Genomic DNA, 19,770 nt, shown 5'->3' on the forward strand with positions numbered 1-19,770 from the left:
TTTGTTAGCGGCTCTAAGTCTATTGGAGGAATCCATGCAAAACGCTCCCGTTCTGATCGAAGCGAATATCTTGAAGCGGCGCGATGTCGCCAGCTTGCAGGTCGTTGAAAACGCGTTCTCCGACGGCTCCGTCGCCGAGGCCCTGCGCCGGGCGCCGGACATTGAGCGCCGCAGGGGTTTGAGCAAGGAGACTTTCGACCGCGAATACCGTCATCGGCAGCGGCCGGTGATCCTGGAAGGCTACGCCGCTGACTGGCCGGCGGTGCGCCATTGGAGTTTCGAACATCTGGCCCGGCGCTGCGGCGCAACGCCGGTGGTGGTCAACAGCTATAGCAGCCAGCGTTCCGTCCAGGCCAGCTTCTCCGAATTCGTCGACATGCTGATGAACAACGAGGGGCCGGGGGCGACGCCCATCTATCTGCAGGAATGGTATTACCAGGCCTCCTGCCCCGAACTGGCCGAGGACATGCCGGAACTGGACATCGCCCAGTACGATTTCCGCCGCGACCTGTACGGCGAAGTGATCTCCACCAATCACCAGCTCTGGCTGGGCCAGCGCGGCGGCGTCACCCGGCTGCATCAAGACTCCTACACCATAGACGTCATGCATGTGCAGCTGGTGGGGGAAAAGCACTGGACCGTCATGGGGCCGCAGGCGATGTTGCCGGAAACGGAGACGGGGGACGCCGATCTGCAAGCGCTGGCCGACGATCCCGCCGCCCAGTTGATGCAATGCACGCTGACGCCCGGCGACGTGCTCTATCTGCCGGCGCTGTGGTTCCACCGCATCAAATTACTGAGCAATTCCATCGGCCTGGGTCGGAAGTGCCTGGACCAGGCCAATCTGCAAACCCATATCCGGCAACGGATGGCGGAACTGTTGGCGCTCGCCCTCAATCCGGAAGAGGTCAAGCTCACTCATCCCGAACTGTTCAACGTGGTGATGATGCGCAACCGGGTCTGGGCCAAGCGCATGGGCATCGATTTGTCGAAACTGCGTCCATGATCCGGCTTTCGCCCCGCAGCTTGGGACACCTCATCAGGAGAGAATAAATGAAGCAAGCGCATGTATTGGTTGTAGGGGGATTGAACCACACGCTGGATAGGCTGGAGCAGCTGGGCGCCCGCTATTCGATGATGCAGATCCCGGAGCGGGTCAATGAGCGGCAGTACAGCGCGGCCGCCCGCTACGCGGTGATGGATTACGAAGACATGGAGGAGGTGCTGCTGCTGGCGCGCGCCTGGCACGCCAAGGATCCGTTCGACGCGGTGGTGTCCTTCACCGAATACGGCCTGCATCCGGCGTCGCAATGCGCGATCGAGCTCGGCGTCGCCGGCGACAATCTGGAAGCGGTGCTGAACACGCGCGACAAGATCAAGATGCGCGAGCTGCTGGGCCGCCACGGCCTGAGCCCGGTGCGATACCAGGTATGTCAAAGCCTGGACGACGCGAGAAGTTTTTTCCGCTCGCTCAACGGCGAGGCGATGGTGCTGAAGCCGTTTGCCGGCGGCCTGAGCGAGGGCGTGTTCTTCGTGGATGAGGACGCGCATCTGGAGGAGCGCTGGAACGGCTCCCGCGCGGTGATGGACGGGCCGGTCCTGGCCGAGGAGTTTTTGCACGGCCCGGAGTACAGCGTGGAGTCGCTGTCCATCAACGGCCTGCATCAGATCGCGATGATTACCGAGAAGGAGGTCACGGCGCTGCCGCGCTTCATCGAGCTGGGCCACCAGGTGCCGGCGCGGCTGGACGAGGCGCAGCAGGCGGCGGTCAAGGCGCTGGTCAGCCGTTTCCTGGACGTCATCGGTCAGAAAACCGGGCCCGCGCACACCGAGATCCGCCTGACGCCGTCCGGGCCCAGAATCATAGAGTCGCAAACCCGGATAGGCGGCGATCAAATCTGGGAAATGTGCGAGATGGTCAGCGGCGTCAATCTTACCGGCGAGACCATGGCGGCGCTTACCGATCTGCCGCGGCCAGAGCGCAAGCCCGCGGCCAAGGCCGCCGCCATCCGCTTCTTCTCCTACGAGAACGCCCGCATTCTGAGCGTGAGCGGCATTGAGCAGGCGAAAAGCGCCCAGGGCGTAGTCCGGGTGGAGTGCCAGCTGCACGCGGGCCTACGCTGCGAGACGCTTAAATCGTCCAATTCCCGCCAGGGCTATGTGCTGTGCGTGGGCGACACGATAGAGCAAGCCGTCGCCAACGCGGAGGCCGCGCGCGACGCGGTGCGGGTGGAATGGGAGCCGCTGAGCGCGGAGCAGGGCGGACTTTGAACCGTTTCTTGGATCAACTCGAATAAAGACAGGCAAGCATGAACTCGCATCCGGTCCGGCGCAGCGTGTTGTACATCACCGCGCACTACATCATGACTTATCTCGGCTACTACGGCCTGGTTTCCACCCTGGTGGTCACGCTCAACAAGGCCGGGTTCCGCGCGGAACAGATCGCCATGCTGGTCATTCTGTTCACCTTGACGACCAAGGCGGCGAAGATACCGCTGGCGCCGTGGCTGGACCGGATGGCCGCGACGAAGTCCGTCTTGATAGGCTGCGTCATGGCCGCGGCCGGTTTCATGCTGCTGTATTCGGCCAAGGACGTGTATTTGACCGCCTGTGCGCTGGCCTTGTCCGGCACCGGTATTTCCATCAACGCGCTGGCGAGCAAGCAGTTGGCCGCGGCGACCAGCGATATGATGGAGAACCGCGCCAAGCTGTTCTCCATCACCTATATCGGCATCAATATCGCCGCGGCGGCGGCGGCGCCGCTGGCCCTGTACTTGGCGGCCAAGGGGCAGTACCAGCTAGTGCTGATCGGTATCGCCGTCTCCTATTGCGTGGCCGGCGTGGTGACCTTCCTGAACTTCGGCAAGCTGGGCATGAAGCGCCCCGGTGGGGGCGCGCCGTCGTTTCTAGCCTATTGGAAGTTGCTCTACGTGCCCGGCATTCCTCCCTTTCTGCTGATCAATTTCTTTTGCTGGTTGCTGTACGGCCAGCTGTTCAACGTGCTCGCGCTCTATGTCTCGGAAACGCTGGCCCAGCCGGGCAAGCTTGGCTGGCTGTACACCATGAACGCCTTGCTGGTGATCGCGTTGCAGCTCTTGGTCACCCATCTGGCCCACCGCTGGAGCGGTGGCAAGTCGCTGGGCATTGTCCGTTCCTCCTACGCCACCTTCGGGCTGGCCTTCATCATGCCCTTCATTCTCCCGGGCTATATCGGCGCGCTGGCTTTCGTGCTGGTGTTCACCTTCGCCGAGATGATGTTCGCGCCCAGCATGGACGTGCTGCTGCTGTCCTTGATCGGCCAGGAAAGCCGGGCGGTTGCTTACAGCGTGCTGTCCATCAGCACCGCGCTTGGGGAGTCGCTGGGCGGGGGCATGGGCGTCGCGGTTTACCGCTGGATGGCGGACTACGGCCATGCCGGACAATTCTGGCTGGCGCTCGCCGGCTTGTCGCTGCTGTGCATCGTCGTCGCCTATGTGTTGCAGGAGTCGAGCGCCGGCTTGCGCGCGCAGGCGGCGGGCGCGGTTTAGCGAAGCGGAGCAGAGCGTAAACCGCTGCTTAGAAGCTGCTCAAAGTCTTGCGAGCTAGAGCGAGACAAGGCGAAAACGGCTGAAGAAGCGGAATGTACATGTGGTACATGAGCATTCTGAAGTCGTACTCACCGGGCGACTTTTCACGAAGCGCAGCAGACTTTGAATAGGTTCTCAGTGGCGGATCTGGGTGCTGCCGGCCTCCGCCAGCGCCTCCAGCAGCAGGGCGGTGCTGGCGCCGGGCAGGTTGAACGGGTCCAGCCGAGCCTGGGCCGAGTAGCGTAGCAGCAGAGAGGTGTTGAGTTTTTCCATCATCACCTCCGCCATGCTCCAGTTGGCGAAGCGGCGCTGTTCCACTTCCTGATAATCCAGCAGTGTCAGACATTGATGGCGCGGGTCGTGGCTCAGTTTCTGGTACAGCAGGTTGACCTCGGCGCGGCCGCCTTCCAGCGATTGAACAAACACGTCCTTGCTGTAGCACAGCACCCCGGTGATGCCCTGGGCGGGATTGTATTTGCGCGCGGCGATCATGATGTCGTCCACCAGATCGCTGTCTACGGATTTGTGCGCGCGGCTGCAGTAGGTCAGGCGTACCAGCATGATGTTTCCCTTGAATGCGAAGAAGCCGCGCCAGACCGGCGCGGCCTCGTTTTCATCTTAGTCGCTGTGCGCCGTCTTGCCGCCGGCGACAGCCTTATTTATGCATCAAGGACAGGAATTCGCGGCGCAGATTGGCGTCGCTGAGGAAGGAGCCGCGCATCACGCTGTTGGTCATCTTGCTGTTGCTGTCTTTCACGCCACGCCAGTGCATGCAGAAGTGGTCCGCTTCCATCACGATGGCCAGGCCGTCCGGCTGCAGTTTTTTCATCAGCAGGTCGGCAATCTGCGACACCGCTTCTTCCTGGATTTGCGGACGGGTCATCACCCAATCTATCAGCCGCGCGTATTTGGACAGGCCGATCAGATTGGAATGTTCATTGGGCATCACGCCCACCCAAACGCGGCCGATGATGGGGCACAGGTGGTGGGAGCAGGCGCTGCGCACCGTGATGGGGCCCACGATCATCAATTCGTTGAGTTTTTCCACATTGGGAAACTCGGTGCTGGCGGGCATCGCCACATAGCGGCCGCGGAAGACTTCCCTGATGAACATCTTGGCCACGCGCTTGGCGGTGTCCTGGGTGTTGTGGTCGTGTTCGGTGTCGATGACCAGGCTTTCCAGCACCGCTTTCAGTTTTTCCTGAACCTCGGCTTGCAACTGGTCCAGCTCGCCATCTTCGATATGAGCGGCGATATTGTCGTTGGCGTGAAAACGGACGCCGGCTTGCCGCAGGCGGCTGTGGATGCGCTGTGAGACCGGCAGATGGTCAACGGTATTGGTCTTGTTCATTGTGTTGGCAGTCTCGGATGCTTATTTATCATTTTGGCGCCGCCATGGCCGGCGGCTCTATCCATTGCGCATGATTCGGGACGGGGCAGGCGGTGGGCGCCTCCCCGGAGGGCGGCGTGGTTGGAGCCTGACCGATGCGACAGGAACGCTCCATGTTAGCACAAGCGCTGGAGCGCATCCGCAGCCGATGCGCCTAGTAGAAACCCTTAGCCCATCAGGGCTTGACGCGGAAAGTCCTTAATTTGGCTGGTATGCAAAGTCAATGCCGGCGGCTGGCCGTACAGGATCTTGCTGTCCTTTTGGACGGGGATGAGCATGGGCGGCGAGACCTTGTCGCGGCGGCGCAAGCCTTATTTGTCGGAAGCGGGCGCGCTGTTCGTCTCAGCGCCAATCCGCATTGGTGTTTTCGACACAGAAATTATCCGGATTGCATTTCCTCCCGCCTGGATTACCACTCACATAACGACGACAACTTATGAAGAGGGGTGGGACGGTATGAATAGTCAACAACAAAGCGGCGGGCAACGCTGGGCCCGGGACTATGTGTTCGACGCATTGAGCGAGTTGGGCATCCATCGCATTTTCGGCGTGCCGGGCACCAATGAAATCCCCATCATCGACGGTACGTCCTACCCGGAAAACCAGGTGGAGTACATCGAGTGCCTGCACGAGAACATCGCCATGGGCGCGGCGATGGGGTCGGCGCGGATGACCGGCAAGCCCGGCGTAGTGGTGGTGCATGTTACCCCGGGCATCGCCCACGGCATCGGCAATCTGTTCAACGCCTGGCGTTCGCAGGCGCCGCTGGTGATTCTGTGTTGCCAGCAGCAGAACGAGCTGGTCACCCAAGAACCTTTGTTGGCCTCCAACCTGGTGGACCTGGCGCGGCAATATACCAAGTGGGCGCATGAGGTGCGCACCGAGCAGGAGCTGCCCATGGTGTTGCAGCGCGCCTTCAAGGAGGCGATGGCGCCGCCCAACGGGCCGGTGTTCGTGGCGATTCCCTGGGAGTTCACCATGAGGCGCATCGGCGACGGCGACCGCCTGCCCGGCATTACCCGCATCTCCCCGCACTTCACCGCGGACGCCGACGCCATCCGCCAAGCGGCCGCCATGCTGCGCGAGGCGGTCAACCCGCTGATCGTGGTGGGCGACGCCGCAGGTTACGCGGAGGCCTGGCCGGAACTGCAGGCGCTGGCGGAGTTGATCGGCGCGCCGGTGTCGCTGCAAACCTTTAGCAGCCTGGCCAATTTCCCCAATGGAGATTACCACTGGCAAGGCGAACTACCCGGCGGGCAAAAAGATCTGCAGAAGGTTTTCGCCGGCCATGACGTCGCCTTCTTGTGCGGTTTCAGCAACCAAGCCCAGGTCACCGTGTTCAAGTACAGCGACGGCCCCTTGATTCCGCCCTCGGTGCGCCAGGTTTACCTGAGCAACAACAGCTGGGACATCGGCAAGAACTACTACGGCGAGTGCGCGTTGTTCGGCGACATCAAGGCCACTTTGCCGCTGCTGAACCGAGAGATCGGCGATCAGCCGTCGGCCGCCGCGCGGCAACGCAATGAGCTTTTGCGGCAAAAGGCCGAAGCGCGGCGTGTGCAATGGGATGCGTATCTGTGCGAGGCGATGCGTCAGCAAGAAATCTGGGCGGTGGTGATCGCCGACGCCTTGCGCCTGGAAATCAGCGAACGCGGGCTGGAAAAGCAATTCGTCTACGTGCACGAAGCGGTGTCGGACCCGGCGCCGTTCCAATACCTGTTGCCGTTCACCGAAGAGGCCGCCGCGCCGATCAGTTACTACTGCGTGGGTGGCGGCTCCTTGGGCTGGTCCATGCCCGCCACCCTGGGCATCAAGCTGGAGGCGCAAGGGTGCCAAGGCATCGACACCCGTTTCGTGGTGGCGGCCACCGGCGACGGCTCCTCGCTGTTTTACCCGCAAACCTGGTGGACCGCTCAGCACCGCCAACTGGGCGTGCTCTACATCATCACCAACAACCACGAATACCACACCCTGCAAATGGGGCTGCAACAAGTGGAGGCGATGTACGGCGACGCGGCCGGCTACGGTTGGCATGCGCGCACCCAGGATCCGGAATACCTGCGCATTCACCGGCCCAAGCCGGACTTCGTCGCCCTGGCCAAGGCCTTTGGCGGCATGGAGGGCGAGGTGGTGGCGCATCCGGAGGCGGTGCGCGCCGCGGTGCGGCGCGGGCTGGACCACGCGCTGGCCGGCCGCGCCTATGTGCTGGATATGCAGACCGTGGGCCTGGACCAGCCGCCGCCCACGCCGCAGCAGGCCAACGCCCGCTACCGCAACCAGCCGCGGCTGGACTGCTTCCACGTTCAGGACGGGGACGCCCAGCGCAACACGGACAACGGCCAGCCGGCCAATGTGCCGGTGATTTTCTGATCCCGGCTTCACTCAGCGAGGACGAGCAAAAATGGCTAGCGAAAACATAGACATCGCCATTGTCGGCGGCGGCGTGTCCGGCGTGTACAGCGCCTGGCGGCTGCAACAGCATTATCCCCAGAGCAAGATCGCGGTGTTCGAGGCCAGCGATCACATCGGCGGCCGCTTGCTGTCGGTGCGGCCGCCGGACATTCCCGACATGGTGGCGGAACTGGGCGGCATGCGCATCCTGCCGGAGGTGCAGCCGCTGATTTACGACTTGATCCAGGAATTGAATGCGCTGCTGCCGGCGCCGGAACAGATCGAGCTCTACCGCTTCCCGGTGGACGAGCCGCAAAACATCGCCTATCTGCGCGGGGTTTACCTGCGTTTGCAAGACTTCACCACCGAGCCGGACAAAGTGCCGTACCGGCTCAACTTTCTGGATCGAGGCCAAACCGGCGGCAGCGTCATCATCGACGCCATCGAGCAAATCGTGCCCGGCATCACCAATAAATCGCTGACCGAGGAAGAGCGTCGTCTGATGGCGCAGAGCGCCAGCTTCGGCGGCGTGCCGCTGTACCAGCAGGGTTTTTGGAACGTGTTGTTCCGCGTGATCACCGGCGAAGCCTATCAATACGCCGAAGACACCGGCGGTTACGACACCACGCTGTGCAACTGGAACGCCGCCGACGCCATCCCGTGGTTTCTGTCCGACTTCGGCGTATCGGCGCAATACATGGGGTTTTGCAACGGCTTTCAGCAAGTGCCGCTGGTGTTGGCCCAGCTGTTTGAACAAGCCGGCGGCGAGGTGCGCCTGGAAGCGCCGGTCAGCGGCGTGACGCGCAGCGAGCAGGGCTTTCAGTTTCAGACGCCGGGCGGTACCGTGTCCGCCAAGACCCTGATCCTGGCGATGCCGCGCCGCGCGTTGGAACTGCTGTCCGCCACCAGCCCCTGGCTGCAGGAGTCCGCGCGCTTCCAGCAATTGACCGCCAGCGTCACCCCGCGGCCGCTGTTCAAGCTGTTCACCACCTACAACAGCCCCTGGTGGCTCAATACCGGCTACAGCAAGGCCGACGGCGAATACGTGCCGGTCAAGTCCGGCCGTTCCGTCACCGATTTGCCGGTGCGCCAGACCTATTACTGGCCGCGCAGCAACGGCCAGCCCGCTTTGCACGGCCACGCCATGTTGCTGGCCAGCTACGACGACGGCGACAACACCGGCTTTTGGGACGGCTTGCGCGGCCGCCGTCACAGCGCCTGGAAGAAGGGCCTGGAGGTGGCGGAGCTGGCCGATCCCTTCATCGGCGCGGACGACCATGTGCGCGCCAATGAACTGAGCTGGCACCGCTACAAGGCTCCGCGCATGATGACCGAAGAAGTCACCCGCCAACTGACGGTGATGCACAGCCTGTCCTACACGCCCAAAGTGCGCAACGCCGCCTTCCGCGACTGGGGCGACGATCCGTTCGGCGGCGGCTGGAACAGCTGGAACATCGGGGTGAAAAGCTGGGAAGTGAAACGGCAGATCATCCAGCCGCTGGACGGCCAGCCGCTGTATGTGTGCGGCGAGGCCTATTCCGACGCCCAAGGTTGGGTGGAGGGCGCTTTGCAGACCGCGGACATGATGTTGGCCAAGCTGGTGTGAGTGGGTAGCGAGGAGAGGATTCCACCGACCGCTCGCGAGTGTGGTCGGTCGGTGGAATGGCGTTTGCGGATCGCTATTGCGGAGCGCCCATCGCTCTGAATTCGCGGATGGTCAGCAGATTGCCATAGAACGGGGGATCCGCAATCAGGCGCAAATAGCGGGCATGCGTGGGCGGGATGGTGTGCGTGGTTTGGCCGGCGGCGTTATTGGAGGCCGTGACGACCGTGGACCAGACAATATTGTCCATGCTGGTTTGGATTCGATAAGCCTGGGTATTGTAAGGATTCTTGATGTCGGGAAAGACAGAGTAATGTCCCAGCTCGAAATAGCTCAAGCGATACGTTCCCTGCAAATCCACGTTCAGGGTTTGCGGGGTGTTATTGGTCACTGCGCGGCTCCAGCCGCCGGTCTGCACATTTCCATCCACCGCTAATTCTGGAGCGCCGCCGCCCCATGGGCTGGCGGAGGCGGCAACCGGCTTGTTCAGCGTCGCATTGACGAGTTTGGGGCCTGCCGGACACATGCCTTGCGCCTGCATGGCGGCCAACCATTTGCCGGCGATCTTGACCTTGCCGGCCACGGTAGGGTGCACTCCGTCATCCGTATCCACCTCCGGGTTAAAGCCCTCCGATTGATTCACCACGATCACCGGTGACAGCGGCGTGCTTTTTTGCGCCGCCAAACCCGGGATTAGTGTATTGAGCTGCTTGATGACAGGATCGAAGTACAGCGTGGTGCCGATCAACTGCGCCATAAAAATTTTGACCGCCGGGTTCTGGCCCCGGATCTTATCGATGAGATTGCCCAAACTCGCCAGCGTGTCTTTCGCCGGCCTGCCGCCCGCCCAGCTATCGTTGGTGCCCAAGTGCATCAGTACCACGTCCGGTTTGGCATCCGACATCCAGTGATTGATGTAAAACTGGTCGATCTGCATGGCCTGGAAGCCCCAGGCAGCGGCATGGCGGGAGGGAAAGGGCAGCAGCGCATCGGGTTGCAAGGTGCTGCCGGCGCCGACCAAGGACACGTCGCAGCCTAGCTCTCGGGTTTGTGTCCCCAGCGCCAGACGGTAGTTGTCGAGAGGAAAGCCGGCGGTAATCGAGTCGCCCAGCGTCATGACGCGGATAGGCGCGGCTTGGGCGGCGGTAGCAGCAAGGCCGAACAGTAACAGGATAGGCAATCGCTTGAATGTGCTTTGCCTGCAGAGGAGGGGGCGAAACATATTGAACTCCCTAGTCTTGAGTGGTGGATGCGTTGTTTCCCCAATTTGGCGTGATGGTCCCATCCGTTTTGCTAAGGCGTGACCCTACTTCATCGGCATGATTTTTAATGTATTAATTAAGCGCCATTTCAACCAGGATCATGTCGCGCTGCGCCGACCGCCATACGGATGCGGAGGCCCGAGTCTATGAGCAATGAAAATATGTGGCAATGCGGCGTGGTTGCTTGACGGCATCAAGTCGGTAAAGAATGCGTTTGAGGCGGGGGCGGGGTGGGATGGAAGCTCCATCAATCAAAGTCTTTTTTAGGTAATTTAACGTACAGATATATTAAAAACGCATGAATATAGTTAAAGCGCTGACGAAAACCGTCGGCGCTTTTTCATTCCAGTGATACGCAGGCAGGCTGGATGACGAGGCGGATGGGCGAGGCATTTGGGTGGGTGCGGAGATTCCCCGGGGGCGCGGCGGCCGCTTAGCGGCTCAGCGGCGAAGGCCCCTTGCCGGCGTGAAGCCGATCGGGAGCGCGAACCGCATATTGCCTCCAGTCGCAAAACGCGCCGCCGGTATCCGCTCCACCCAGACGACGGCGCAGCCAAGCACGCCTCGGTCACAGTGCTTAAGCCAGGAGGACATCATGGCCCAACCGGAAGTGAACAAACTGCTGATGCGCGCGGTGAGCGATAACGATTTCCGCGCCAAGTTCTTGTCGGACCCCATCGCCGCGGCGAAGGACGCCGGCGCTAACAGCGCGACGGTCGCCGAATTGAAAAAGATCGACGTCGCGCGTCTGCGCGCCCAGTTCGATCACCTGACCCGGGTGTCAGGCGATTTGCTGGCCGGCTCGGTGGTGGCGGCCGGGCATAGCCGCGACTGGAGCGACCGCAGCAATATCCACGACAACGACGGCCATATCCACGACAAGGCGGCCAGCGTATTTTCCCCGGGCGATCTGGTCACCAATCCGGCGGTGTCCACCACGCTGAATCCGGCGGCGGTGCGCGACGCGCTCAAGGACCCGCTGGTGCTTAAGGAAATCGAAAACAACCCCCAGATCAAGGCGGCTTTGAAGCGCGGCGTCAAATAGCCGCGCGGCGGAGCGGACCCCGGCGCGGCTGCCGCGCCGGGACGGATTTTCTGGCGGCCCGCTTGCGGGCTTCTTGGTGGGGCGACGGCGATGATCATCCGGCTGACGGCTTCCTGCAACAACAAATGTTTCTTCTGCATCGTGGACGACGAGATCGCCCAGCGCGCTTTTCGGCCGCTGGAGGAGATTGCGGCCGAGCTTGACCAGGCGGCGCCGGACGAGGAAGTGGACATCTTCGGCGGCGAGCCCACCATAGACCCGGTGTTCTGGGAGGTGCTGCGCGAAGCCTTGAAAACCGGTCGCCGCGTCAGCCTGGCTTCCAATGTACGGCTGTTCTCCCACCGCCCGTCGGCGGAGCGGCTGGCGGCCATGGCCGACGGCCGGCTGGAAGTGCGCACCAGCCTGATGGGCCACAACGCCGACCTGCACGACAAGCTCAACGGCGTGCGCGAAGGCGCGTTCCGGCAAACCCTGCAGGGCATCCGCCACCTCAGCGAGCTGGGTTTCGACATCCAGACCAATATCGTGATCCTGGCGGAAAACGTCGAACACCTGCTGGCCACCGGCGTGACCGCGGTGGAGGCCGGTTCGTCGCGGCTCAAGTTCAGCGGCACCGTGCGCACCGGCAAATTCATCGACTCCATCGCCGACCCGGCGCTGGTGCGCGAAAGGCTGCGCGCCATCGTGCCGCTGTTCCGCGCGCTGGGCGTGCCGGTGACGCTGGAGAAACTGGCGCCTTGCCTGATACCGGATTTTCTCGACCTGCTGATCCGGGATTCAGATCCGGCGGTGGACACCCATCCCTGGTACGAGAAAACCCGCGCCTGCCGCGGCTGCCGGCTGGCCGACGCCTGTCCGGGCGCCGAGCGCGGCGCGCTGATCCGCCACGGCCAGGATTGGGTGCGGCCGCTGGCCGAAATCCCGGCGGAGCTGATAGACGAGGTGCGCGTCGCCGCGCTGGAGCGTTATCAGCCGCGGCGCGACAAGCCCTTTCTGCGCGTGCTGTTCGATCATCAGGACCTGTCCTCGCTGGGCCTCATCGCCAGCTTCTCGCGCCAGCATCCGCAACTTTATCTGATCGCCTGAATCCGCCACTCGTTTGCGAGGCCCGTCATGAACCACGTAGTCACCCCGATTCGCCCGATTGAAGGGCCGGCGCCGCGCGCCGCCGCGGCCGCGCCCGCCCAGCCGGACCGGGCCGGCATGGAGGAGATTTTCGCCGACTTCCGGCTGCGCGACCGCTGGAAGCCCAATTACCGCGCCCGGGACGTGGGCGACGGCGTCTTCCTGTCCAGCGACCAGGGCAGCTGGGCGCTGCTGAGCCGGGACGAATACCGCGCGCTGCGCAGCATCGCCCTGCCCAGGGCCTTGCACGATCTGCTGGAGGAGCGCGGTCTGATCCTCACCGCGCGCAACGCCGACAGCGTGATGCGCGCCTATGAAGACTGGTCCGCCAACTACTTTCCCGGCACCGCGCTGCACATCATCGGCATGACGCGGCGCTGCAATCTGCGCTGCGCCTACTGCCACGCGGCCGTGGTGCGGGACAGCTCGGACCCGGCCCGCTACGACCTGGACGAAGCCACCGCGCGCGCCATCGTCGACTTCGCCTACCAATCGCCGTCCTCGCGCATCCATTTCGAATTCCAGGGCGGCGAAGCCACGCTCAACTTCGGCGCGGTGCGCTATCTGCACGCCTACGCCATGATCAAGAACCTGGCGCACAAGCGCGCCTTGTCCTTCTCCATCGTCAGCAACGGCGTGGAGCTGCCGGACGAGGTGCTGGACTACCTGGCGGCCAGCCGCATCAACATCACCACCTCCATCGAGTTCGACGCCGCGGAGCATCCGTCGCTGCGCGTGGACTGGGACGGACGCGGCCATTGGGACGACATCCGCCGCAACCGCGCCCGCATGCGCGAACGCGGCCTGGACGTGCCCTCGCTGATCGTGGTGGGGCGCAACAATTTGCACAAGCTGCGCGACTACGTCGACTTCGCGGTGGCGGAAGGGCAGTCCTCCATTTTCTTCTCCCCGGTGCAGAAAATGGGTTTCGCCAAAGGCAAGTGGGACAACGTGGGCATGGAGATGGACGAGTTCTTCGACGCCTGGCGCGACGCGCTGGACTACATCTTTTCGCTGTGGGACCAGGGCATTCTGCTGGAAGAACGCTATTTCTCGCTGGCGCTGGAAAAGCTGTTCAACAACCGCGACGTCAAATACGTGGACTTCCGCAACCCCAGCGGCATGGTCTTGGGCAATCTGGCCTACGATCATCTGGGCAATGTCTACGGCTGCGACGAAGGCCGCGGCCACGCCGATTTCCGCATCGGCAACGTGCACACCGACAGCTACGCCGCCGCGGTCACCTCCGACAAGGCGCGTCAGCTGGTGTCCTACTCGCTGCGCGAACACGACGCCTGCCAGGTGTGCGCCTACCGGCCTTATTGCGGCGTGTCCCCCATCGTCAGCAAGGGCGAAACCCATTCGCTGGATCCGCAGCCCTTGACCAGCTCCTGCTGTCAGCGCACCCGGCACCTGTTCGACTTCGTGGTGAAGCTGATGCGAGAGCGGCCGCAGCGCGTCGACCAGGCGCTGACCATCATCCGGATGAGCACCCAATGAGCGCCGCCCGAGACCTCCTCGCCGGCGAGTTGCTGGCCGGCGGCGAAGGCGCGCGCATCGCGGTGGAGGCGCTGGCGGTGCTGGCCGGCCTCAAGCCGCTGGCGCGCTTCACCGCCGGCCGCGACAGCGCCGCGCGGCTGTGCGCGCTGCTGGACGCCTGCGGCCTGCGCCACGGTCAATACGTGCCGCCGCCGGACGACTGGGGCTATCGCCACGCCACCGCGGCGGAGCGCGCCGCCTTCAGCCGCAGCGACGTCCGCGTTTATTACGCGCTGGACGCGGACGCTTTGGAACAAGGTTTGGACGCCCAGCGGAGGCAAGACAACGTGGCCTTGGGGCGGGCGCTGGGCTACCCGGCCTGCTGCATCGCCGCCAACGAATACTTCGGCGCCGCGCCGATGACCGATCTGCTGCGCGTGGCGCGCACTCCAGGCCAGCGCGACTGGCGGCTCAATGTTTTCCTTACCGAGATGGAAGTGGGGCGCGGTTCGCCGTATTACCTGATTTCCCACTTTCCCTGCCATCTGGGCTGCCGCGCCAGCATAGCCTACGCCGCGGCGCTGCTGGACGCGTTGCGCGAAACCGTTCCGGCCTTCGCCGCGCAACTGGAGCGACTGCTGCCGCTGCCCTTGCTGCTGCGCGACGAGGAAGCGCCGCCGGAGGCGCGGCGTTACGGCAATTTCGGCGCGCAACTCTACGGCGGCGGCGTGGGCGACGCGGTGTTCTACCAGGGATGGCGGCCGCTGCGCTCCAGCGATCGCCTGCCGGAGGCCCGGCTGGACCAGGGCGATTGCATTGAATGGCAACAGGAGGACTTATGCGTGCTCAACGCGCGGGACGGGCGCGAAGTGGCGAGGCTGCCCACGGAGCGCTGGCATTTGGTGGCCTTTCAATAAGAACGGCGGCGGCCGCTTCGCCGGAGGGCTTGCGCGCCATCTTGCCGCAACTGACTCAGGCGGCGCGGGTGGACCTGGCGTTGACCCTGGCCGGCGCCAAGCCCCTGGCGCGGGTGTCCTGCGCTTACCGCGACGCGGCGCGCGTGATCGACGCGCTGCGGCGGCTGGGCTTGCACGCCCGCCGCTGGGAACGGGCGCTGCGGCCGGCGGTGGCGGATGCCGACGACTACGTGGTGTCCGCCGTGGCCAGCGACGAGGCTGCCGCGCCGGACGCGCGCGCCTTCGTCTTCGCCGCCCGCGACGGTGAATTGGCGGAACTGGCGGCGCGCTTCACCGACAACGACATTATCGCCGGCAGGCTGTTGGGTTACCCGGACTGCTGCGTGCAAGCCTATCTGGCGCATCGCGAGCATCACCACGCGCGCCTGGAGCCGGTCTTTGCCGGCAACGGCGGCGCGCTGCCCTACTGGACCAACACCATGCTGGACGTGTTCGGCTGGCATCTGCTCAGCCACTTTCCCTGCCGTGCCGACTGCGAGACCAGCCGAGCCCAGGCGATGCGCCATTGGGAAGCGCTGTGCCGCGTCGACCCCGGCTTCGGCCTGGCCGCGGTGCGCCATCTGCGCAGCCTGGTGCTGCGTCACCCGCGCTTGGGGCTGGTCTACGGTCAGCCGATGGCGGACGGCGGCTTGCTGCTGCTGGGCGGCTCCGCCGCCTTCCGCGCGGAGCTGGGCGATGTCGAGCGGGTGAGCTATCAGGCCGGCCGGCTCAGCCGCGGCGGCCGCGCCGTGAGCGGCCTGGAAGCTTTCGACTTCACCGCGGGCAGCGACGATGTCCACCCCATTTGACGACCTCGTCGCCAGCGCCGCCTGCCCAGGCGATCCGGACGGGCTGGCGCTGTTGGAAAGCTGCGCGGCCCAGGCCTGGCGGCAAAGCCTGCGCGTTTTCCTTGAGCGCGCCGCGCCGGGCATCGCCTTGCCGGCGGGCGCGGAGCGGGTGTTGCGGGACATGGCCGAGGCGGAGCCGGACTTCGAACGGTTGTGGCACCCGTCGCTGGGCGCGCTGGTTCAGGCGGGACGCCAGCCGCGCGCCGGTTTCCTGCTGGCCTGCGCGCTGGAGATCGCCTGGCACGCGCATCAGAGCGGCGTCGCGGGAGAATGGCGCGCGCATTGGAACCCGCCGCGCACCCTGGTGCTGCCGGACCGGATCGTCGACGTCCGCGCGCTTCGCGTCGTCGCGGACGGGCGGCGGCTGAACCTGAGCGCCGCCGGCGCCGACGGCGCGCGGCTGGCTTTGAGTATTGAGTCGCGGTGCTGGGGCGGAGCGGATAGAAGCCCGACGCTTGCCGCCTATCCGGCGCGCACCCCGGACGACCGCCGACAGCCCGCTGGTGAGCCGGACGCGGCGGCCGCGCAGGCGCTGGCCGCCGGGCTGGCCTTGCTCGATCAGGGCGCGCCGGTCTACGGCCCCTGGGTGCGCCGTCTGGCGCGCCTGGTTCGGCCGCTGCGGCGAAGCGGAGGTCAGGTGTCCAGCTGGAGCAGCCTGCACTATCCGGGGCTGGTGTCGATGACGCTGTTCGCCTCGCCGTTGGATATGGCGGAAACCTTGGTTCATGAAGCTAGCCACCAGCACTTTCACTTGGCGGACCGGCTGTTTCCTCTGGTCGAGCGCGGCGTCGAAGAATGGCTGTATTCCCCGGTCAAGCGCTGCCGGCGTCCGGCCGTCATGGTGCTTTTGGCCTATCACGCCTTCGGCAACGTGGCGTTGTTTTTCGACGCCTTGCGGCGCAATGGCCGGCTGGCGGAAGCCGATTGGCGTCATCACATGGCGGATTTGCAAGACTGGCTGCCGCGGATGGCCGCCGAGCTGGAGCGGGCGCACAGCCTGAGCCCGGCCGGGCGGCGCTTCCTGTGCGCCCTGCAGCGACGATTGCAGACGTTGACGGCGCCGGAGGAGAACTTGAGCGAGGAGATTGCGCGATGACCCCTGAAATCGCACGCGCCTATTCCAACCCTTTCGAAGCCTTCGACGAAGACTGGCACGCCGGCTGGACGCGGCAACTGCGCGGCCGGCAATTGAACGTCTTTCTTGAGCATTGGCGGCCCTTGTTGCAGCGCCACGCGCCCGGCGTCGCGCCGGCTCTATCCGAGATGGCCGCCGCCATGTCAAGTGCGGACGGAGCCGACGCAGCCGAGGCCGCGCGGCTAACCGAACTGGCGGCGCACCCGTTTTGCAATCTGCAAGCGCTACGCGACGAGGAGGCCCGCCAGCCGGACCTGCTGTTGTCACGTGCGCTGCAATGCGCATTGCATTGGAGCGCGCACCGGCCCGGACGCGAATTCCACCTGCGGCTGTCCCGGCCGCTGACGCTGGGCTTCGCCGCTTACGCGTTGCCGGCCGCCGTGGCCTACCGCGTCAGCGGCGACGCGAAACGGCTGGAAATCCTGCTGGACACGGCCGCGCACACGCAACGCGGCTGCGTTTTCGAGCGCGCGGGCGAGGGCTGGCGCAGCGTGATGGGGCCGGCGCGCAAACTGCCGGCCGTCGCCTTGGGCGAAACGGGGCCGGAGATCGTGCTGAGGCCGCTGCCGCGCTGTCTGCTGAGCCCGGATCCGGACGTCGTTCCGCCCGGCCCCGGTTGCGCGGCTTCCCTGGGCCGGGCTGTGGCGCTGATCGCCCGTCATTCCCCGGCTTATCACCGTTGGATCGCCCGCTTGTTGCGCGTGGTGTCCCCGCTGCGGCTGGAGCCGGGCAAGTTCAACAGCGAAACCTATTCCATGCTCAACGGTGCGCTGTACATGACCATTCACCCGGACCCCTTGCGTTGCGCTGAAACCCTGGTTCACGAAGTCAGCCACGATTATCTGCACCAGCTCGCCGCGATGGGGCCGCTAAGCGACTCCTCGCTGGACGAAACCTTTTATTCCCCGGCGCGCGGCGAGCAAAGGCCGACGCTGGGCATCCTCAAGGCCCACCACGCCTTCGTCAACGTGCTGATCTTCTATTACCGGCTGATCATGGCCGGCGTCGCGGTGCATAGCGAGCTGGCGCGCAATGTATCGGAATTGGAAGACTGGCGCGCCCAGATGGAGGATTCGCTGGACCGGGCGCGCGCGTTGACCGCGCTGGGGCAGGCGCTATGGCGACCGCTGGCGCTGCGGGCGGACCAGTTCCGCGCGCTGGCCGGCCGCGACGCCGCGGCTCATTGCGAATAGGGGCGAACCATGTTGGAAAACGTCTTGTTCTTTGAGCAACCGTACCGCCACTTCCTCTGCTTCGACACCTTTGACGAGACGGTGGCGGCACAAGCGGGCGCGGTGCTCAGCGGCCCGCTGCCTTGGGAGGAACGGGTGGGGGATTTCTTCGTCACCTATCGGCTGGATCTGCGCCGGCTCTATATGTTGCGGCCGGACGCGCCGGCCTTCGTGCGGGACGATTTCCTGGAGGATTTGCGCGATCAGATGCAAATCCTGTTCGAGGTGCCGTTGTCGGCGGAAGACATCCAGGTGCTGGGCCACCGCATGGTGCCGGGGCAACGCATAGGCGTGCACAATGACAACCCCGGTCTGGGTTACGAAGGCTACCGCGTGGTGGTGCAATTCACCCGCGACCACAGCCCGGAAGACGGCGGCTTGCTGAATATCCACGCCGGCGACGAGCCGGAGGCCGTTTATCAGAGCATCCGTCCCTATCCCAATATGGCCTTCGGTTTTGAGATGAGCGCGCACTCCTACCACTCGGTGTCGCTGTTGACACGACGGCCGCGCGACGCGCTGATTTTCAACTTCTGGCACCAGGGCAATACCCCGGCGGTGGAGCGCAGCGTGCGGCAAACCCTGGCGCCCCTGTTTCCGGACGCCGCGCTCTCCGCGTCGGACCCCGGCGAGCGCGGTTTGCACCGGGATGGAGAGGTGTCGGCGACGCCAAACTGGCCGGCGCCGCGCGCGGCGCAAGCGCTGTTGGCGGAGTGGGGCATGGGCGGCGCGGCGCAAGCGGCCGGCTTGCTGTTGGCCGCCGCCCGTTCCTGCGCGCCGGAGCCCGTTCGCGCGCCGGAGGTGAGCGCGGCCATGGCGCGGCTGGGCTTCGCGCCCGGCGCGCCGCTGCCGGCCAGCGAGGCTATTCACGCCGCAGCCCAGGTCAATGTAGGCTTGAGCACCGATCCAGACACCCTGCGCGCCGCGCTGGTGCTGGCGGTGTGGGTGGCCAGCGCGCCCAGCCGCATGTTCACGCACGAGCACTGGCGGCGCTGCGCCGCCCAAGTCCGCCCTTGGGCGCACCGTTTGCCGATGCGCGCGATGCACCTGGCCGAAACGCTGTTCCCGGAGTGGCCGCGGGAGGGCTAGGGCGGCCGGCGTCCGCTCAAGCTTTGCCGGCGGCGATCCGGAGCGGGGTCATGGCGACGGACACAGAAGCCAGCAGGCGCTCGCGCGGCACGCCGTCGCGCGCCTGCACCGAGATGCCGTGCAATTGCGCGGCGTAGAAATCGCCCAGGGCGTCTACATCCGTATCCGGCCCCAGCTGGCCGTCGCTGACGCCGCGCCGCAGCCGGTCTATCACCGATTGCGTGCGCGCCTGGCGCTGCGCGCGCAGCCATTCCAGCACCCCGTCGTTCTGCTCCGAGCAATTGGTGGCCGCCGACACCACCATGCAGCCGTGCGGCAGATCATCCCGGGTGTAGAGCGCCACGGCGTCGGCCAGCATCCGCTGGATGGCGGCCACCACGTCGTCCTCCTGGCTCAGGGCCTGATCGGCGAAGCCGCCGTCCCCGGCGGCGTAGAGCGCCACTGCCTCGCGGAACAATTCCTCCTTGCTGCCGAAGGCCGCGTAGATCCGGGCCGAGGCGATGCCCAGCGCCGCCACCAGATCCGACATCGACGTGCCCTCGTAGCCGCGCCGCCAAAAGGCCAGCATCGCCTGTCGCAACGCCTGGTCCCGGTCAAACTCCCTGGGCCTGCCCGCCATCTTTTCGCCTCGCTCGAATCATGTTGGACG

At 64.9% G+C, this 19,770-nt stretch carries 17 protein-coding genes; 13 read left to right on the forward strand and 4 right to left on the reverse strand.

The annotated features are described in order from the left end of the window. The first annotated feature begins 34 nt into the window (after positions 1-34). From MOV80_RS00785 to MOV80_RS00795, 3 genes are read left to right on the forward strand one after another with little or no spacing between them, the layout of a single operon-like run. Positions 35-1,006, forward strand: coding sequence for a cupin-like domain-containing protein (locus tag MOV80_RS00785; RefSeq protein WP_118266834.1), 972 nt, complete (start codon positions 35-37; stop codon positions 1,004-1,006). 47 nt (positions 1,007-1,053) lie between these two features. Next, positions 1,054-2,271 (forward strand): ATP-grasp domain-containing protein, encoded by a 1,218-nt coding sequence (locus MOV80_RS00790; RefSeq protein ID WP_043591690.1) that lies wholly within the window; start codon positions 1,054-1,056, stop codon positions 2,269-2,271. 38 nt (positions 2,272-2,309) lie between these two features. Next, the gene (locus tag MOV80_RS00795; RefSeq protein ID WP_019102105.1) at positions 2,310-3,527 is read left to right on the forward strand and encodes an MFS transporter; all 1,218 of its coding nucleotides are present in this window, start codon (positions 2,310-2,312) and stop codon (positions 3,525-3,527) included. Positions 3,528-3,701: 174 nt separating this feature from the next. On the opposite strand, the gene MOV80_RS00800 is transcribed toward MOV80_RS00795, so the two are convergent. After that, the gene (locus tag MOV80_RS00800; RefSeq protein ID WP_019102106.1) at positions 3,702-4,127 is read right to left on the reverse strand and encodes a BLUF domain-containing protein; all 426 of its coding nucleotides are present in this window, start codon (positions 4,125-4,127) and stop codon (positions 3,702-3,704) included. Between the two features lie 94 nt (positions 4,128-4,221). Continuing rightward, on the reverse strand, positions 4,222-4,917 hold the full coding sequence (gene folE, locus MOV80_RS00805) for a GTP cyclohydrolase I (protein WP_249604761.1): 696 nt from the start codon (positions 4,915-4,917) through the stop codon (positions 4,222-4,224). Between the two features lie 495 nt (positions 4,918-5,412). Between folE and MOV80_RS00810 the strand changes: the two genes are divergently transcribed. Together MOV80_RS00810 and MOV80_RS00815 are read left to right on the forward strand one after the other, a co-directional pair. After that, the gene (locus MOV80_RS00810; RefSeq protein WP_043591688.1) at positions 5,413-7,326 is read left to right on the forward strand and encodes a thiamine pyrophosphate-binding protein; all 1,914 of its coding nucleotides are present in this window, start codon (positions 5,413-5,415) and stop codon (positions 7,324-7,326) included. Positions 7,327-7,357: 31 nt separating this feature from the next. After that, on the forward strand, positions 7,358-8,953 hold the full coding sequence (locus tag MOV80_RS00815) for an FAD-dependent oxidoreductase (protein ID WP_043591685.1): 1,596 nt from the start codon (positions 7,358-7,360) through the stop codon (positions 8,951-8,953). Between the two features lie 73 nt (positions 8,954-9,026). Here the strand turns inward: MOV80_RS00815 and MOV80_RS00820 are convergent, their stop codons facing one another. After that, positions 9,027-10,172, reverse strand: coding sequence for a discoidin domain-containing protein (locus tag MOV80_RS00820; protein ID WP_162897015.1), 1,146 nt, complete (start codon positions 10,170-10,172; stop codon positions 9,027-9,029). A 635-nt stretch (positions 10,173-10,807) separates the two neighbouring features. On the opposite strand from MOV80_RS00820, the gene MOV80_RS00825 reads away from it, so the two are divergent. The 8 genes from MOV80_RS00825 to MOV80_RS00860 all read left to right on the forward strand — a co-directional run bounded on the left by MOV80_RS00825 (position 10,808) and on the right by MOV80_RS00860 (position 19,121). Next, positions 10,808-11,257, forward strand: a complete 450-nt coding sequence (locus tag MOV80_RS00825; RefSeq protein WP_019102112.1) for an Os1348 family NHLP clan protein — start codon at positions 10,808-10,810, stop codon at positions 11,255-11,257. Positions 11,258-11,347: 90 nt separating this feature from the next. Continuing rightward, a complete protein-coding gene (locus MOV80_RS00830; protein ID WP_019102113.1) occupies positions 11,348-12,343 on the forward strand; it encodes a radical SAM protein in 996 nt (331 codons plus the stop codon). 27 nt (positions 12,344-12,370) lie between these two features. Further along, the gene (locus tag MOV80_RS00835; RefSeq protein WP_043591683.1) at positions 12,371-13,882 is read left to right on the forward strand and encodes a radical SAM protein; all 1,512 of its coding nucleotides are present in this window, start codon (positions 12,371-12,373) and stop codon (positions 13,880-13,882) included. Next, positions 13,879-14,778 (forward strand): hypothetical protein, encoded by a 900-nt coding sequence (locus MOV80_RS00840; RefSeq protein WP_118266844.1) that lies wholly within the window; start codon positions 13,879-13,881, stop codon positions 14,776-14,778. Before MOV80_RS00835 ends, MOV80_RS00840 begins: the two co-directional genes overlap by 4 nt. 29 nt (positions 14,779-14,807) lie before the next feature. Beyond that, positions 14,808-15,626 (forward strand): hypothetical protein, encoded by an 819-nt coding sequence (locus MOV80_RS00845; RefSeq protein WP_249604762.1) that lies wholly within the window; start codon positions 14,808-14,810, stop codon positions 15,624-15,626. Next, complete coding sequence (locus MOV80_RS00850) at positions 15,610-16,761, forward strand: HEXXH motif-containing putative peptide modification protein (RefSeq protein WP_249604763.1); 1,152 nt, start codon at positions 15,610-15,612, stop codon at positions 16,759-16,761. Before MOV80_RS00845 ends, MOV80_RS00850 begins: the two co-directional genes overlap by 17 nt. Next, positions 16,758-17,993, forward strand: a complete 1,236-nt coding sequence (locus MOV80_RS00855; protein ID WP_019101625.1) for an HEXXH motif-containing putative peptide modification protein — start codon at positions 16,758-16,760, stop codon at positions 17,991-17,993. Before MOV80_RS00850 ends, MOV80_RS00855 begins: the two co-directional genes overlap by 4 nt. A gap of 9 nt (positions 17,994-18,002) precedes the next feature. Then, complete coding sequence (locus MOV80_RS00860; RefSeq protein WP_019101624.1) at positions 18,003-19,121, forward strand: 2OG-Fe(II) oxygenase family protein; 1,119 nt, start codon at positions 18,003-18,005, stop codon at positions 19,119-19,121. Positions 19,122-19,137: 16 nt separating this feature from the next. Here MOV80_RS00860 and MOV80_RS00865 read toward each other — a convergent pair whose 3' ends face one another. Continuing rightward, positions 19,138-19,740, reverse strand: a complete 603-nt coding sequence (locus tag MOV80_RS00865; RefSeq protein WP_039755057.1) for a TetR/AcrR family transcriptional regulator — start codon at positions 19,738-19,740, stop codon at positions 19,138-19,140. Positions 19,741-19,770: the final 30 nt, after the last annotated feature.

Source organism: Chromobacterium sp. IRSSSOUMB001, assembly GCF_023507765.1.
In the GTDB taxonomy this organism is placed as follows: domain Bacteria; phylum Pseudomonadota; class Gammaproteobacteria; order Burkholderiales; family Chromobacteriaceae; genus Chromobacterium; species Chromobacterium haemolyticum.